At 62.2% G+C, this 13,631-nt stretch carries 14 protein-coding genes; all 14 read left to right on the top strand.

What is annotated here, in order from left to right; genetic code table 11:
- Positions 1-2,238, top strand: a complete 2,238-nt coding sequence (locus tag ISP19_RS16710) for a beta-glucosidase family protein (protein WP_239556886.1) — start codon at positions 1-3, stop codon at positions 2,236-2,238.
- A 27-nt stretch (positions 2,239-2,265) separates the two neighbouring features.
- The gene (ldcA, locus tag ISP19_RS16715) at positions 2,266-3,249 is read left to right on the top strand and encodes a muramoyltetrapeptide carboxypeptidase (protein WP_204683550.1); all 984 of its coding nucleotides are present in this window, start codon (positions 2,266-2,268) and stop codon (positions 3,247-3,249) included.
- 47 nt (positions 3,250-3,296) lie between these two features.
- A complete protein-coding gene (gene ribH, locus ISP19_RS16720; protein WP_204683551.1) occupies positions 3,297-3,758 on the top strand; it encodes a 6,7-dimethyl-8-ribityllumazine synthase in 462 nt (153 codons plus the stop codon).
- Entirely contained in the window at positions 3,758-4,204 is a 447-nt protein-coding gene (nusB, locus tag ISP19_RS16725) for a transcription antitermination factor NusB (protein ID WP_204683552.1), read from the top strand. The genes ribH and nusB overlap by 1 nt, the downstream gene beginning before the upstream one ends.
- 143 nt (positions 4,205-4,347) lie before the next feature.
- Positions 4,348-5,307, top strand: a complete 960-nt coding sequence (thiL, locus tag ISP19_RS16730; protein WP_204683553.1) for a thiamine-phosphate kinase — start codon at positions 4,348-4,350, stop codon at positions 5,305-5,307.
- Positions 5,304-5,801 carry a phosphatidylglycerophosphatase A family protein gene (locus ISP19_RS16735; protein WP_204683554.1) on the top strand — a complete coding sequence of 166 codons (498 nt, stop codon included), beginning with the start codon at positions 5,304-5,306 and terminating at the stop codon, positions 5,799-5,801. The genes thiL and ISP19_RS16735 overlap by 4 nt, the downstream gene beginning before the upstream one ends.
- Before the next feature lie 20 nt (positions 5,802-5,821).
- The gene (locus tag ISP19_RS16740) at positions 5,822-6,634 is read left to right on the top strand and encodes a hypothetical protein (RefSeq protein WP_204683555.1); all 813 of its coding nucleotides are present in this window, start codon (positions 5,822-5,824) and stop codon (positions 6,632-6,634) included.
- A 66-nt stretch (positions 6,635-6,700) separates the two neighbouring features.
- Positions 6,701-7,669 carry a potassium channel beta subunit family protein gene (locus ISP19_RS16745; protein ID WP_204683556.1) on the top strand — a complete coding sequence of 323 codons (969 nt, stop codon included), beginning with the start codon at positions 6,701-6,703 and terminating at the stop codon, positions 7,667-7,669.
- Between the two features lie 214 nt (positions 7,670-7,883).
- Positions 7,884-8,039 (top strand): hemin uptake protein HemP, encoded by a 156-nt coding sequence (hemP, locus tag ISP19_RS16750; RefSeq protein WP_239556918.1) that lies wholly within the window; start codon positions 7,884-7,886, stop codon positions 8,037-8,039.
- 114 nt (positions 8,040-8,153) lie between these two features.
- Entirely contained in the window at positions 8,154-8,723 is a 570-nt protein-coding gene (locus tag ISP19_RS16755; protein WP_204683558.1) for a hypothetical protein, read from the top strand.
- Between the two features lie 175 nt (positions 8,724-8,898).
- Positions 8,899-10,170: an efflux RND transporter periplasmic adaptor subunit gene (locus tag ISP19_RS16760; protein ID WP_204683559.1), complete on the top strand. Its 1,272-nt coding sequence runs from the start codon at positions 8,899-8,901 to the stop codon at positions 10,168-10,170.
- Between the two features lie 70 nt (positions 10,171-10,240).
- Positions 10,241-10,963 (top strand): ABC transporter ATP-binding protein, encoded by a 723-nt coding sequence (locus ISP19_RS16765; protein WP_204683560.1) that lies wholly within the window; start codon positions 10,241-10,243, stop codon positions 10,961-10,963.
- A gap of 87 nt (positions 10,964-11,050) precedes the next feature.
- Positions 11,051-12,361 carry an ABC transporter permease gene (locus tag ISP19_RS16770; protein WP_204683561.1) on the top strand — a complete coding sequence of 437 codons (1,311 nt, stop codon included), beginning with the start codon at positions 11,051-11,053 and terminating at the stop codon, positions 12,359-12,361.
- Positions 12,362-12,376: 15 nt separating this feature from the next.
- Positions 12,377-13,609: an ABC transporter permease gene (locus tag ISP19_RS16775; RefSeq protein WP_204683562.1), complete on the top strand. Its 1,233-nt coding sequence runs from the start codon at positions 12,377-12,379 to the stop codon at positions 13,607-13,609.
- Positions 13,610-13,631 lie beyond the last annotated feature (22 nt).

Here is a 13,631-nt window from a genome sequence, read left to right on the forward strand (position 1 = left end):
ATGAAAATCAAGGATCTGCCGTTCGGGCGCGCGCAGGCACGTGCGATAGGTTTGACGATGCTTGCGGTGGCTTGTGGCTCCAGTGCCTTTGCCCAGTCATCCACGCCGGCTTCATCGTCGCCCAGTCCGGATGCGCGCGCCGATCAGCTCGCCAAGCGCATGTCGCTGGACGATATGCATCACATGCTGCAGACCTACAACACCATGGTCGCCAAGCAGCCGCCCGGTGGTATCGGCACGGCCGGTTATGTGTCGGCGCTGCCCAAGCTGGGGATTCCCGCGTTGCAGGAAAACGACGCAGGCATCGGTGTTCACAACTATCCGCTCGATATCGGCAAGAACGGTCAGCCCAATCATGTGCGTGGCGAGCAGGGCAATGCTACGCCGCTGCCGTCGACGCTGGCGCTGGCCGCCAGCTGGAATCCGACGCTCGCCTACGACGGCGGCCGCATGATTGCCGGTGAGGCGCATGCGCAAGGCATCAATGTGCTGCTGGCAGGCGGCATCAACCTCACGCGTGAGCCGCGTGATGGCCGCAATTTCGAATACCTCGGCGAAGATCCGCTGCTGGCTGCGCGCATGGACGGTGCCGAGATTCGCGGTATCCAGTCGCAGCACGTGCTGTCGACCATCAAGCATTTTGCCTTGAACGATCAGGAAACCAATCGCCAGACGGTCAGTTCCAATATCGGCGAGCGCGCGATGCGCGAGTCGGACCTGCTCGCGTTCGAACTGGCGATCGAATATGGCCATCCCGGTTCGGTGATGTGCGGCTACAACAAGGTCAACGGTGTGTGGGATTGTTCCAACAGCCATCTGTTGAATGACATTCTCAAGGGCGATTGGAAATATCCGGGCTGGGTGATGACCGACTGGGGCGGCGACCACGGTGTGATGGATGCGATGGCCGGCACCGATCAGGTTTCCGGCGTCGATCTCAACAGCGGCTTCAGCCTGGGCACCAGTTTCAACAGTTTCGGCGCTCCGCTGCTGCAGGCGCTGGCAAACGGCAGCATTCCGCGCAGCCGCCTGGATGACATGGTGCATCGCATCCTGCGTTCGATGTATGCGGTGGGCCTGTTCGATTATCCGCCGGTGATCAAGCCGCTCGATGCCAATGCCGATGCGCTGGTGTCGCAACATGCCGCCGAGCAGGCGATTGTGTTGTTGAAGAACGGCCAGGAGCAGCTGCCGCTGCAGCCGGGGATCAAGTCCATCGCGATCATCGGTGGTCATGCCGACGCCGGCGTGCTCTCCGGTGGCGGTTCGGCCGAAGTGTGGCCGATTGGCGGTCCGGCGATTCCGGCGGTGAAGGGCGGTGATTGGCAATGGATTGTCTACGATCCTTCCTCGCCGATGAAGGCACTGCAAAAGCTGCTGCCGAATGTGAAAGTCACTTATGACGACGGCAGCGATCCGGCCAGGTCGGCGGCGCTGGCCAAGTCGTCCGATGTCGCCATTGTGTTTGCCACGCAGTGGATGTGCGAAGCGATCGACGCGGCCAATCTGTCCCTGCCCAACCATCAGGATGCGTTGATCGACGCGGTGGCTGCCGCGAACCCGCGCAGCGTGGTCGTGCTGGAAAACGGTGGTCCGGTGAAGATGCCGTGGCTGTCGAAAGTCGGCGCGGTGGTGGAAGCCTGGTATCCGGGCGCACGTGGTGGCGAAGCGATCGCGGAAGTGCTGACCGGCAAGGTGAATCCCTCCGGCCGTTTGCCGGTCACGTTCCCGCAGGACGAACAGCAACTGCCGCGCCCGGTCATCAGCAATGCGCAGGATGTCGATTACAACATCGAAGGCGCAGCCGTCGGCTACAAGTGGTTCGATGAGAAGAAGCTGGAGCCGCTATTCCCGTTCGGCTTCGGTCTCTCTTACAGCAAGTTCGGTTACACCGACCTGCATGTAAGCAGCCACGGTGACAACGTCACGGTGAGTTTCAAGGTGACCAATCTCGGTGATCGTGCGGGCATGGATACGCCGCAGGTGTACGTCGGAATGCCCGCCGGCAGCGGCGAAGCGCCGCGTCGTCTGGTCGGGTTCGACAAGGTGTCGTTGCAGCCGGGGCAGAGCCAGGCGGTAACCGTCACCATCGATCCGCGCTTGCTGGCCATCTTTGATGTCCAAGGACATCAGTGGCAGGTGGCTGCCGGCAGCTATCCGATTGAAGTGGGGCATTCGTCACGTGATTTTGCCTTGCATGGCCATGCATCGGTGACGGCTGCACATATCGCGCCGTAAGCGCTGCTATCTGGAGAAACAGGATTCATGCAGGCTCATTCCTCCTGTCGCGTTCGCCTGATCGCGCCTTCCGGTTATCCGCATGATCGCGACGCGATGACGCGCGGCGTGGCGCGTCTGCGTGACGCGGGATGCACGGTCGACAGCATCGAGGTGCTTGAGCGCACCGAGCAGCGCTACGCGGGCAGCGATACGCAGCGTGTGGCGGACATCAATGGCCTGGCCACGCTCAACAACTTGCCGGATGTCACGCTGTCCATCCGTGGCGGTTATGGCGCGACGCGCCTGCTGGAGCATCTGCATTACGACGCCTTGCGCGAGCGCCTGGCCGGACAGCCGATGGTGCTGGTCGGCCATAGCGACTTCACCGCGCTGCAAATGGCGCTGTATGCCAAGGCCGGTCTGGTCAGCTTCGGCGGCCCGATGCTCGGGCCTGATTTCGGCGCACGGGAACTGAGCCCGCTCACCTGGCGGCATTTCTGGCGCACCATCAGCGCCCCGCAGGGCAATGCGAGCTGGGATTGCGGCGCGGCCGGAGAGCTCGATCTGGAAGGCCCGCTGTGGGGCGGCAACCTCGCCATGTTGTGCAGCCTGTTGCAGACGCCGTATTTCCCGCGCATCGAGGGCGGCATCCTGTTTGTCGAGGACGTGGGCGAGCCGCCGTTCCGCATCGAACGCCTGTTGTACCAGTTGCATCTGTCGGGCGTGCTGGAGCGGCAGCGGGCCCTGATCCTGGCCGACTTCACCCAATGCCGGCCCGCGGCCTACGACAACGGCTACGACCTGGCCGACGGCTTCACCCAGATCCGCCGGATCGCCGGCATCCCGGTGCTTTCCGGGATGCCTTTTGGTCACGACCCGGACAAATTCACCCTGCCGTTCGGCGTGCCGGCGCGGCTGCGGGTGATCGGGCAGCGCGCCAGCCTGGATTTCCACGGTTATCCGCACCTGCGGCACGCGCATGAGCCTTCCATCAGCGCCATCCAAGCAGTCTCCCCCTCAAACCCGTAAAATAACCGGCTCGCACGGGCCGGTTTGACCCAAAGGAATCACGCAGCATGAAGACCATCGAAGGCGATTTCGCCACGCCCAAGGGCCGTTTTGCCATCGTTGCCGGCCGTTTCAACGGTTTTGTCGTCGAGCCGCTGGTCGCCGGTGCGCGCGATGCGCTGGTGCGTCACGGTGTCAGCGATGACGCGATTGATCTGATCCGGGTTCCCGGCGCCTGGGAACTCGGCCTGGCCGCGCACAAGCTGGCGCACTCCGGCAAATACGCCGCGGTGATCGGGCTGGGCGCGGTGATTCGCGGCGCCACCCCGCATTTCGATTTCGTGGCGGGCGAATGCACGAAGGCGCTGGCCCAGGCTGCGCTGGGTTCGGGCGTGCCGGTCGCGTTCGGCGTGCTCACCACCGACACCATCGAGCAGGCGATCGAGCGTTCCGGCACCAAGGCCGGCAACAAGGGCGCCGACGCCGCCATTGCCGCACTGGAGATGGTCAATCTCTACGGAAAGTTGTGATGAGTCCTCGTCCCGAAGGCATCGATCTCGCCGCGCGTTCGCGCGCACGCCGCCGTGCGCTGCAGGCGCTGTATGCGTGGCAGATGAGCGGCAGTTCGATGACTTCGGTGATCGACCAGTTTCGCCACGAGCAGGATATGGAAGTGGCCGATCTGGAGTATTTCGAAGATCTGCTGCGTGGCGTGGAAAAACACCTCGAAACGATCGACGAAGCGCTCAAGCCGTATATCGATCGTGACGTGGCGCAGATCGACCCGATCGAGCGCGCGGCACTGCGCCTGGCTGCCTACGAGCTGCAATTCCGCCCTGACGTGCCGTATCGCGTGATCATCAACGAAGCGATCGAGGTCACCAAGCGCTTTGGTGCCGATCACGGTCACAGCTACGTCAATGGCGTGCTGGATAAATTGGCGGCGCAGATTCGCGTTGCCGAGAAGCGCGGCTGATGGCATTCGCGTAGGTTGGGTCGGTTGGGGTAGGTTGGGTTAGCGCAGCGTAACCCAACGGATCTTCATCGAAGCGGCGAAACACCGTTGGGTTACGCTGCGCTAACCCAACCTACTCACCCGGCGGGTTTATTTCGCAACTTATGGAATTTTCCCTGATCGACCGGATTCGTGAGCGCACCGCGCAAGGGCGCGACGACGTGCGCCTTGGCATCGGTGACGATGCCGCGCTGCTGACGGTACCGGCAGGGCAGGAACTGGCGGTTGCCATCGATACCTTGGTCGAAGGCGTGCATTTCCCGATCGGTACAGCGTCCGCCGATATCGGCTGGAAGGCGCTGGCCGTCAATCTGTCCGATCTTGCAGCCATGGGCGCAACGCCGGCCTGGGCCTTGCTGGCGTTGAGCTTGCCGAAGGCAGAACCGGCCTTTATCGATGAGCTGGCCACCGGCTTCGCGCAGCTTGCACGCGCATATCGGCTGGCACTGGTCGGCGGCGACACGACGCGCGGCGCGCTCACGCTCAGCGTTGCCGTGCACGGCTTCGTGCCACCGGGCAAGGCGCTGCTGCGTGCCGGTGCACAGGTGGGCGATGTCGTCTTCGTCACCGGTACGCTCGGCGATGCGGCGGCGGGCCTGGCGCTGTTGCAGCGGGGCGGTAATGCGGATGCGCGTTCGGCGTATCTGATTGAACGCCTCAACCGTCCGACGCCGCGGGTTGCCGCAGGCCTCGCACTGCGTGGGCACGCCCATGCATGCATCGATGTTTCCGACGGGTTACTGGCCGACCTCGGCCACATTTGCACGAGCAGCCAGGTGGCTGCGGAGATCGAGGTGTCCTTGTTGCCGCGCTCGTCCGCCTTGTTGGATCTGTTTGACGACGCAACCTCGCGCCAGTTTGCCTTGAGCGGTGGCGACGATTACGAACTGTGCTTCACCGTGCCCGCACAGCATGTGGCCGACGTCCAGGCCGATCTTGCGCGACTGGGCTGCGGCGCTACCCGCATCGGCCGCATTGTCGAAGGCAGTGGCGTACGTGTGCGTGATGCGGATGGACAATGGCTGGAACCCGAACACCGCGGCTGGGATCATTTCGGCGTATGAACGAACGCAAGACCTTGACCGACGCACAGCGCCGCGCCTTGCTGTCCAGTCCTGCAGGTTGGCTGGCCTGCGGCTTCGGGTCGGGCCTCACGCCGGTCGCCCAAGGCACGTTCGGTTCGCTGGCGTCGATCCTTCCGTGGCTGTGGCTGCGTCATGGTTCGTTGTCGCTGAACCTGCTGGTCATCGTTATCGGTTTTGCGATCGGCGTATGGGCTTGCGATGTCGCGAGCCGCACGCTGGGTGTGGACGATCATCGCAGCCTGGTGTGGGATGAATTCATCGGCCAGTGGATCGCACTGCTGCCCGCGCTGCTTGCGCCGTGGTGGGCGGTTGTCGCCGGCTTTGCGCTATTTCGCCTGTTCGATGTCTGGAAACCCTGGCCTATCCGCTGGCTGGACAAGCATTTGAAGGGCGGCCTGGGTGTGATGGTGGATGATGTGATCGCCGGCATTTTCGCGGCGATCGTGTTGTGGGTGATACTTCGTCTGTTTTGAACGTCTCTAGAGGATGGGTCATGGGCTTTGCCACGAAGAAAAAGTTTTTCGCTTTAACCCTGGCTTCGACACTCATCGCTGGATACGCCGGATCAGCTAGCAGCATGCAGGCGATGGATCCCAATGGCCCTACCGCGCCGCCGAGCAATGCGCCTTCCGTAGGATCAAGCTATTTCTCAAAGCACTTCAGCACCGATGCCCTGAGCATTGACGTCAAGAACGCCGTGCTCCAGGCCAATCTTGCGCCGGTCTCGTTCAAGAGGATCACGGTGCATACGCGCGATCAGGTGACTGCCAGAGGCGAGGGCACGGGACAGCCCAACCAGGCCACGTATACCGTCACCATCGAGATGGAAGACGGTGGCCATGGGCTGGTGCGACAGACACAGTCCGCACAAAGTCGTGACGGCAATACGATCGTGCGGTTCGAACTGTCCTATCGCGGATATTTTCCATTCCTCACCCAGAGCGTTCCGGCCAACGCCGATTCCCTGCCGCCGGTGATCGAAGCGCGCAAGGTGATGCACTTCGATACGCATACCGACGGCCATATCAACTTCACCTATTTGTACGGCCCAAGCGGAAAGCCGACCTTTGCCGATCCGGGGCAGGTCATTTGCGATAGCGGCAAAAGCTACAGTGCGTCGGAACTCAATCCGGCCATTCAAGGCCAGGCCTTGGAACTGAACTGCCAGAACGTCGACACGAACGGCATGACCACCAGCAAGATCAAACTGGCCTATCTGGAAAACTACGGCGTGGCGCTGATGGTGCACACGCAGAATCCCGAAAGTTCGCTGGACAGCACCATTGTCGATTTCACAGCGGAGTAACGGGTTTTAAGCCATATGATCGGCAGTCATCGCCGATGATGGTTCGCTATCGCCAAGGAGATTTCCATGCAGTACCGCCGTCTCGGCCACACTGGCTTGCAGTTGTCCGCGCTGTCTTTCGGAGCATGGGTCACCTTCGGCCGGCAGGTTGGGCGCTCCGAGGCGCGCGACATGATGGCGATGGCGTGGGACAACGGCGTCAATTTTTTCGATAACGCCGAAACCTACAACCACGGCGAGGCCGAACGCCTGATGGGCGACGTACTGGCTGACCTGCGCTTTCCGCGCGACAGCTACTGCGTGTCGAGCAAGGTGTATTTCGGCGCTGCGGAAAAACCGCGGCCGACGCAGCGTGGCCTGTCGCGCAAGCACGTGATCGAAGCCTGCAATCAGGCACTGGAACGCCTGCGCGTGGGACACCTGGATCTTTATTTCTGTCATCGCCCGGATCCGGAAACGCCGATCGAAGAAACCGTCGCCGCGATGGATACCCTGGTCCGCCAGGGCAAGGTGCTGTACTGGGGCACCAGCGAATGGCCGGCGACCGCCATTCACGAAGCGCATCGCGTTGCACAGGCCATGCACATGTATGCGCCGGTGGTCGAACAGCCGCAATACAACCTGCTGCATCGCGAACGCGTGGAGCAGGAATACGCGCCGCTGTACGCCAGCTATGGCATGGGCACCACGATCTGGTCGCCGCTGGCTTCGGGTTTGCTCAGCGGCAAATACAGTCAGGGCGTACCGCAAGGGACACGGCTTACCCAGCCGGGCTACGAGTGGCTGCGTGACATGGTGCTGGGTGAGAGCGGCGAACGCGTGGAGAAGGTCAAGCAGCTGCCCGCCGTCGCGGCGGAGTTGGGAGCGACGCCGGCGCAGCTGGCGATCGCCTGGTGCCTGGCCAATCCGCATGTCTCGACGGTCATTCTGGGAGCGAGCCGAAAAGAGCAACTGGAACAGAACCTGGGCGCGCTGGCCTTGCTGCCGAAATTCGACCTGCCTCTGAAAGAGCGCATCGAGCGCTTGCTGGCCTGATCGTCGCGCCCCGTCGCCCCGGCGCAGGCCGGGGCCCAGCGTCTTTAGCTTCAAAGGCCGGGAACAGCCGCCTTTGCGGGCGCGACGGATGCCTGGGCCAGACCTGTTGACTTATAAATGAGAATTATTATCATTTGACTCGTCACCCTGACGACGGAGCCGAGTCATGTCCACCACCGGTACGCTAACCCTTTCCCGTCCCTCGCAACCGCCGATGCTGGCCAGCATCGAGGCCGCTCCCGCCGCAGCCGTGCGCCGCATTTCCAGCCAACGCCTGCTCGCCGGGGAGCGCGAACTGGTCATCCAGCACCTCGGCAGCGAGTACCACCTGCGGTTGACTCGCAACGGCAAGCTGATCCTTACCAAGTAAGCGCCTGCGTGCCCTCTGTGGTGTGCAGAGGGCGCTCATTTGCCGATTCCTTTCTTACCTGTCCGCCAGCGCGCCCAGGCGCATGCCAGCCGGGTCTTCACTCAGGAGATCGCCATGTTCGGCTGGTTGGCCGCTCGTTCCACGTCACTCTGTAGCCGCGCGCCGTTAACCGTCGTATCGCGGCGCGTCCGACCCATCAAGCCGCAATCATTGCTAAGCACGTTGCCCGCGTTCGGCAGCGTGCTTTATCTGCACGCTTCAGCAGAGGCGGTGATGCGGGATAGCCTGCCATCGGGTTTGCTGGTCACGCAGCGCGCCTTCGCACCGTTGCTGGACACCTGCTGGCTGGTGGCCACCAGCGTGGTCACCGACGACGGTCCACGTGAATGGTTCGAATGCATCGACCGGTTTGGCCATCCGCGCGCGCGGCTGCATCTGCTGCCCGACACGGACTATCTCGCCTGGGATGCGCTGATGAGTTCGTGCGAACCGGATGGCGGGCTGCCGCGCTTGCCTGGCGCCACACCGCTGCGACCCGACAGCGCGATGGTGGTGAATTTCCAGTTGCGCAAGTTGGCTGGATTGTTGCTGTTGGAGCAGGGCCGTGCGGTTTCGCTATCGCCCTTGGGCGACCGCATTGCGGCGCGTATCGCCCATGCCGAATCGGCGGCTTTGCTGAAGTAAGCGTGTCCGGACCGTCCTGTCCATCTGTCCGCCTAAGTGTCCGCGGACAGCGGGTGGCTTGCGTAGTGCAATGATAAGTCATTGATCAATAGTCGATTATTGCGTGTCCGCAGGCTGGCACGCAGTTTGCTGAACATGGGTGGGGGCCGCACTGTCCGCGGCCAGGGACACATCAATGATTCGCGACACCTCCGCGCAGGACCGCCTGATCCAGGTCAAACCAAGCCGGAAGAAAAAAATGCTTTGGGTCGGGGCTGCCGTCGCCGTTGTAGTGGTGCTGGCTCTGATCCTGCCGGGTATCGCCCGGCTGTTTTCCGCCGACGCATCGGTCAGCGCATCGCGCCTGGCCTTCGCCACGGTGCAACGCGGTCCATTCATTCGCGATATCGCTGCCGAAGGCCAGGTGGTCGCCGCGGTAAGCCCGACGCTGTATGCCACCTACGGCGGTGCGGTCACCTTGCAGGTGCATGCTGGCGACACGGTGAAGAAAGGCCAGGTACTGGCGGTGATCGACAGCCCTGAATTGCGCAACAAGCTGTTGCAGGAACAATCCAACGCCGATGCGATGGAAGTCGATTACATGCGCGCGCAAATCGACGCGCGCAAGCAGCGTTCCGAAATGCAGACGGCGTACGACAACGCCAAGATCGACGCAGAAACCGCCGCACGCGATTTCGATCGCTATCAGAAAGCCTACAGCCAAGGCGGTGTGCCCAAGATGGACGTGGACCGCGCCCAGGACACACTGGACAAGGCCAAGATCACGCTGGAACACGCCAAGAATAATCTGGGCCTGGACAACGACAGCGAGACCTTTGATATCCAGGCGAAGAAGCTCGCCCATGAGCGCCAGTTGCTGCTGGTGCAGGATCTGCAACGCCAGGTCGACAACCTCAATGTGCGCTCGCCCGTTGACGGCCAGGTCGGCCAGCTGTTTATCGCCGAACGCGCCACCGTCGCCAAGGATGCGCAGTTGCTCAGCGTGATCGATCTGTCCGCGCTGGAAGTGGAAGTGAAAGTGCCGGAAAGCTTCGCGCGGGATCTGGCCATCGGCATGTCCGGTGAAATCAGCGGCAACGACAACACCTGGAAGGGCATCGTCAGCGCGATCTCGCCGGAAGTGGTCAATGGCGAAGTCGCCGCACGCGTACGCTTCGACGGCGAAACGCCCAAGCAACTGCGCCAGAACCAGCGCCTGTCCGTACGCATCCTGCTCGACCATCGCGAAAACGTGCTCACGGTGCAGCGAGGTTCGTTCGTGGATGAATCCGGCGGCAGCTATGCCTATGTGGTACGCGATGGCATGGCCACCAAGACGCCGATCCGCGTGGGTGAAAGCAGCATCGACAAAGTGGAAATCCTCGATGGCCTGAAGGAAGGCGACAACATCGTGATCTCCGGTACCGACAACTTCAAAGGCGCGCAGCACGTCGTGATCAGCCGCTGAGCAAGGGGATAGGGATGGGGTCCGCCCCAGTCCCCCATCCCTGTTCCCCTAACTACCAAAGGAAAAAACAATGCTGAAGATGACGCATCTCTCCAAGGTCTATCGCACCGAAGTGGTGGAAACCTACGCGCTTCGCGATTTCAACATCGATGTGAAGGAGGGCGAATTCGTCGCCGTGACCGGTCCGTCCGGTTCGGGCAAGACCACCTTCCTGACCATTGCCGGTCTGCTCGAAACCTTCACGGGTGGCGAATATCACCTGGATGGCATCGAAGTCAGCCAGCTCAACGACAACGCGCGCTCAAAGATCCGCAACGAAAAGATCGGTTTCATCTTCCAGGCCTTCAACCTGATTCCCGACCTCAACGTGTTCGACAATGTGGAAGTGCCGTTGCGTTATCGCGGCATGAAAGCGCCGGAGCGCAAGGAGCGCATCATGGGTGCGCTGGAGCGTGTCGGCCTGGCCTCGCGCGCCAAGCACTATCCGGCTGAATTGTCCGGCGGCCAGCAGCAGCGCGTCGCCATCGCCCGCGCGCTCGCCGGCAGCCCGCGCCTGCTGCTCGCCGACGAACCCACCGGCAACCTGGATACGCAGATGGCCCGTGGCGTAATGGAACTGCTGGAAGAAATCCATCGCGACGGCGCCACCATCGTGATGGTGACGCACGATCCGGAACTGGCCGCACGCGCACAACGCAATGTGCACATCATCGACGGCCAGGTGGTGGATCTGGCGGAAGATCCGCGCTTCCACACGGCCTATACCGCCGCCGCCGGACAAATACGCGGCTAGCGCGTTTCTCCCTCTCCCCTTTGGGGAGAGGGTTGGGGTGAGGGGCCACCCTCGCCATAACTTTCAGAAGACCAACATCGAGCCATCATGTTCGCCTACTACTCCCAGCTCGGCCTGCGTAGTCTCAAGCGCAACCCCATGCTCACCGCGCTGATGGTGATGGCGATCGGCTTTGGCGTGGCCGCGTCGATGATTACCTACTCGGTATTCCGCGCGGTATCCGGCGATCCGATTCCGCAAAAGTCTGCACAGCTGTTTATGCCGCAGATCGACAGCTGGGGCCCGGAGCAAAATGAAAAGGGCGATCCGCCCGGCGCACTGAATTATGTCGATGCGATGGCCTTGATGCGGGCGCATCAGGCTTCGCGCATGACCCTGATTTATTCGGTGATGTTGTCAGTGCTGCCGCATGATGCCAACAGCGTGCCGGCCTCGACCAATGGCTTCGCCGTGACGGCTGATTTCTTCACGATGTTCAATGTGCCATTTCAGTACGGCAGTGGCTGGAGCAATGCCGATGACGATGCCCGTGCGGCGGATGTCGTGATTACCCAGGAATTCAATCAGCGGCTGTTTGGCGGTGCGAACAGCGTAGGGCAAAAAATCACCCTGTCCGGGCACGACTACCGTATCGTCGGCGTGACCAGTCACTGGGATCCATCGCCGCGTTTTTACGATGTATGGGGCGAAAGCGGTTTCGACGATGCGCCCGATTTCTACCTGCTGCTCAACCGCGCCCTGGATCTCAAAGTCGACAACAGCGGTCGGAACAGCTGCCGCGGCGCGATTACCTACAACAGCTGGGACACATACCTGCAAAGCAACTGCGTCTGGCTGATGCCCTGGGTGGAACTGGATAACCCCGGCGATGTCGAGCGCTATCGCAGCTTCCTGCAGGCTTATTCGGCTGATCAGCAGCACGCCGGCCGCTTCGGCTGGGCGCCGAATGTGCGCTTGCCCAACGTGACGGGATGGCTGGATTACGAGAAGGTGGTGCCGCCCGAGAGCCGCATTTCGCTGGTGGTGGCGCTGAGCTTCTTCGTCATCTGCCTGGTCAACACGATCGGCCTGTTGCTGGCGAAATTCATGCGCCGGGCGGGCGAAATCGGCGTGCGTCGTGCGCTCGGTGCAACCCGGCATGAGATCTACGCGCAGTACCTGGTCGAGGCCGCGGCGGTTGGACTGGCCGGAGGCGTGCTGGGCTTGCTGCTTACCGCGGCGGGCATGTCCGGTGTCGGCCTGCTGTTCGAGCCCGAGATCGCGCGGCTTGCGCATCTGGATGTGTCGCTGATCGGTTTGACCCTGGCGTTGGCGGTCTTCGCCACCGTGGCCGCCGCGTTTTATCCCGCCTGGCGTGCCGCGCAGGTGCAGCCGGCCTGGCAATTGAAGTCCAACTGAGGCGAGGAAGCGAACATGCAGATTCACCCCATTCTCGCCGCACTGCGTCGACACAAAGCCGGTACCGTGCTGATCGCCTTGCAGATCGCGTTGACCCTGGCGATCGTCTGCAACGCGCTGTTCATCATCGACCAGCGCCTGGCGCACATTTCCGAGCCGAGCGGCGTCGATGAAGCTAACCTGTTCGTGATCAAGAATCTGTGGGGCGAGCAGTACTCCACCCAGCAAGCGGTGGAGCGAATCGAAGAGGACCTCAACACGCTGCGGCAATTGCCGGCGGTCCAGGATGCCACGCCCGTCGACGGCTATCCCATGGGTACAACCAATGAGGACAACTTCATCACGATGAAGCCGGATCAGCGCGCCCCGACCACCGACGCGTCGTTTTATACCGGGGATGATCACTTCCTGCGCACGTTCGGGCTCAAGCTGATCGCCGGCCGTGACTTTCGCCCCGATGAAATCGAGAACAAGGGATTGCGGGACAGCATCGTTCCACCGGTCGCCATCATCAGCAAGACGATGGCCGACAAGATTTATCCGAACGGCGACGCGCTCGGCAAGACGTTCTATGCCATGACTCCCACGCCGATCACCATCATCGGCATTGTGGAAACGCTGCATCGGATGGATGTGTCGACCTGGAGCGCGCCCTACACCGGTGAATCGATGTTGACGCCCGTACGCATGGCCATGCCCATAGGGATTTACTACGCCGTGCGGGCCAAGCCAGGTCAGCGCGATGTGGCAATGGGCGAGGCGCGCAAAGCGCTGTTTGCGGAAAACCGCATGCGCATCATCGATCCCAAGGACGGCATTCTGAGCTTTACCGAAATTCGCCGTCGTGCCTTCGACAGCGATCGCGGCATGGCCATCCTGATGGGCATCATCTGCCTGGTGCTGCTGGCGATCACCGCCGCGGGCATCGTCGGCCTCACCAGCTTCTGGGTGGGCCAGCGCCGCCGGCAGATCGGCGTGCGCCGTGCGCTGGGCGCGACCCATCGCGACATCCTGAACTACTTCATGACGGAAAACCTGCTGATCAGTCTCGGCGGTGTCCTCATCGGCGTGCTGCTGACGTTTGGACTCAACCTGTGGCTGGTGACCCGTTTCACGCTGAATGTGCTGCCGCTGACCTATGTACTGGGCGGCATCGTCATCCTGTTGTTGCTGGGGCAGGGCGCGGTGCTGGCGCCGGCGCTGCGTGCATCGCGCGTGCCGCCGATCGAGGCGACGCGGCCGGCATGAGCAGGCATCCACGCCAACGGAC

The sequence above is a fragment of the Dyella flava genome, from assembly GCF_016904955.1.
Lineage (GTDB): Bacteria > Pseudomonadota > Gammaproteobacteria > Xanthomonadales > Rhodanobacteraceae > Dyella_B > Dyella_B flava.